This window comes from Dialister sp. (assembly GCF_051885895.1).
GTDB lineage: Bacteria > Bacillota > Negativicutes > Veillonellales > Dialisteraceae > Dialister.
The window spans coordinates 1-2,887 of sequence record NZ_JBJEXP010000028.1 but is presented as its reverse complement, the minus strand read 5'-3'; the positions used below and the strand labels follow the sequence as shown (position 1 = coordinate 2,887).

The window sequence follows — 2,887 nt, the reverse complement described above, 5'->3', positions numbered from 1 at the left end:
CCACAGGAAAAGGAGGTCCTTTCCATGCAGTTCAATACCCCGGAAGATCTGACTGACAACAGTCTTGCTGCTTTTCTCGAAGGCCTGACCGCCCGCACTGCCATGCACAACCTGCTCTGGTTTGACGAAGCGGCCAAACACCTCTCCTACGATGAGGCTGTCACACTTGACAGCGAGGTACACCGGCGGCTTACGCCCATCACGCAGGCACGGCTCTATCGTTTTTTCCACAGCACAGGTCATCAGGAAATACCAGAAAACTGGGAATCTCTCCCGAAGGAGGAAAAGCTGGCCCTTTCCAATGAAATTTCCAAGAACTGGCTTGCCCAGGACGGCATCTGGTTCCAGGCTGTCGAAAGGGCTCACGGCATGCAGACCGCCAAGACAGTGAATGATGCGGCGTGGGCGAAATTTTCTCCCCTGGAGGCCGGCTCCATCCGCCGTCTCCTCGGCCTCCCGGAACGGCCCGGACTTCCCGGCCTTGCCAGAGCTCTGCACTTCCGGCTCTACGCCCGGATCAATGTGCAGAATGTCTATACCAGAGACAATGCAGTCATTCTCGAAATGAACCGCTGCCGTGTGCAGGCTGCCCGGGTCCGCAAGTGCATGGAGGATTACCCCTGCAGGAGCGCCGGCGTTGTGGAATACTCCACCTTCGCCTCTGCCATTGATCCCCGCATCACCACCACCTGCATTGCCTGCCCGCCGGACAGTCATCCTGCGGAGTGGTTCTGCAGCTGGAAATTTGAGATCAACCAGTCATAAGGGACACGATGGACGATTCACTGGCACATTGATCGGCCACCTGCTGGATGGTTCCCACCTCAAAGGGAAATGGAAAATTATAGAGGATGATGAAAACGGAACTTTAAAAAAAGTGATTCCGTAAGCAGGCAACATGGCACTCGAAAGAGTGCTTTTTTCTTTCTCTTTAACTGTCACCGCAGGTATCAAAGAGCTTTTAATTGATGAAGGATCCCTGGCCGCTGCCTGCCCCCTATCCCCGTTTTCAAGAATTCAGTGATCCCGCCGTCTTAATGATCTGAAAGGCGGCGCACCACTGCTTTCATTCTTCATTCATTTTTTCCCCTCTGAGCAAAGCGGCGCAGCCCCCGGCATCGAAGAGTAAAAGGCCCTTCCGGATACAGCTCCCCGCATATTTTCTTTTTTTCCCTCCTCATCTGTTGTAAAATAGAAATATCAAATGGCAGCGCTTTCCTGTTTCCCTCTTGCGGAAAGCCTGACGTCAAAGGAGATACCATGGAACGTATTGCAATTATTGACCTGGGTTCCAACTCTATCCGCTTTGTCATCATGCAGATTGGCACCCATGGTTCTTACAAACTGGTATACCAGGAAAAGAAATCGATCCGCCTGGCCGAAGGCATGACGCTGGATTCCAGGCAGCTTACGGAAGAAGCACAGCAGCGGGCATTAAGCTGCCTTTCCGTATACGCCCATATCATTGCCGTACAAAAGGTCAAAAAGGTACTGGCTGTGGCCACGGCAGCGGTAAGGAATGCAATCAACGGCGCTTCTTTCCTGAAAAGGGTCCGCCTGACTACAGGCATTCCCATGACCATTATCAGCGGAAAAGCGGAGGCGGCTCTCGGCTTTTCCGGAGTGATTCATACCATTGACCGAAAGGATTTCCTCCTCTTTGATCTGGGAGGAGCCAGTGTGGAAATTTCCCTGGTCAAGAATAAAAAACGGATTCATTCCGTCAGCATTCCTATCGGCGCCGTCACACTGACAGAAATGTTTGATTCCTCCGGCACCGTAAGCTACAGCCGGATCAATGAAATCAGGGAATTCATCCAGAGCGAGCTGGATAAAATCCCATGGTTTCCCAAGGAGCCCATGGAAGTCATCGGCGTAGGCGGTACCGTACGAAATCTGGCCAAGGTGCACCAGCGTGCCTCTTCCTATCCCCTGCCCAAACTGCATAACTACAATCTTCCCGTAGAAAGCCTCTTCGCCCTGGTCAAATCCATCTGCGGAAAGACTTATGAGGAACGGCAGAAAATTTCCGGACTTTCCGCAGAACGGGCGGACATCATTATTGCCGGCTCCCTGGTGGTACAGGAAATCGTGCGCAAGGCCCGGTCCTCCTATCTCACCATTTCCGGCTGCGGCCTTCGGGAAGGCCTCTTTTTCCACTACTATGATCCTCTCTACGATAAGGAGAATCACTGGAAAACGGATATGCTCCTCACTTCCGTAAAAAATTACCTCTATACCCTTCCTCTGGAATATGATTTCCATACCTCCTATGTAACCGCCATGGCTCTTTCCATGTTTGACCAGTGGCAGAAATTCCACCACCTGAACGGCCGTCTGCGGAATATTCTGGCTGCTGCCGGCCTGCTTCACGATACCGGCACCATCGTCAATTATTACAGCCATGCAAGGCACAGTGCCTATATTACCGCCAACGCCCATATTTTCGGATGGTCCCACAGGGAACAGATCATGTGTGCCCTTATCTGTGCCTTCCACCACGGCTATTCCAATAAATTTCTGAAATCCAACAGCCATGTCCGCATTCTGTCGGAGCTGCAGATGAAGGAAGTACGGATGATGGCCCTTTTCCTGGCACTGGCAGAAGGGCTGGATGAAAGCCATGAGCAGTGCATTACCCGTCTGATCTGCACCTCCTCCCGTCAGGCCATGGATCTGAGGATATACACCAGCCGGGACAACTTCGACGTGCCTGCCCATGCAGTGCAGAACCTAATTAAGGATTTCTCCAAGACCTTCCGTCTCCCTCTGCGGATCCAGTGGTTCCCGGGAAGCCGCAATAAAAATGAACTGGTGGAGCAGGCAGTGAGCCTGGGATTTGATCCCAAGGCGTAAAGTGCCGCTCTGCGGCCCGGGTTCAGAGGAT

General features: G+C 52.5%; 3 protein-coding genes. All 3 read left to right on the top strand.

The features are described from left to right. Positions 1–765 (top strand): DUF6125 family protein (locus tag ACI4N7_RS02180; protein WP_439731731.1); only part of this gene is annotated, 765 nt, incomplete at its 5' end. Then, entirely contained in the window at positions 746–889 is a 144-nt protein-coding gene (locus ACI4N7_RS02175) for a hypothetical protein (RefSeq protein ID WP_439731730.1), read from the top strand. The genes ACI4N7_RS02180 and ACI4N7_RS02175, both read left to right, overlap by 20 nt. Positions 890–1,260: 371 nt before the next feature. Continuing rightward, positions 1,261–2,856, top strand: a complete 1,596-nt coding sequence (locus tag ACI4N7_RS02170) for a Ppx/GppA phosphatase family protein (protein WP_439731729.1) — start codon at positions 1,261–1,263, stop codon at positions 2,854–2,856. Positions 2,857–2,887 lie beyond the last annotated feature (31 nt).

Coding starts and splice junctions, on each gene's coding strand:
- ACI4N7_RS02170 (WP_439731729.1), top strand. CDS start 1,261: ATGGAACGTATTGCAATTATTGACCTGGGTTCCAACTCTATCCGCTTT.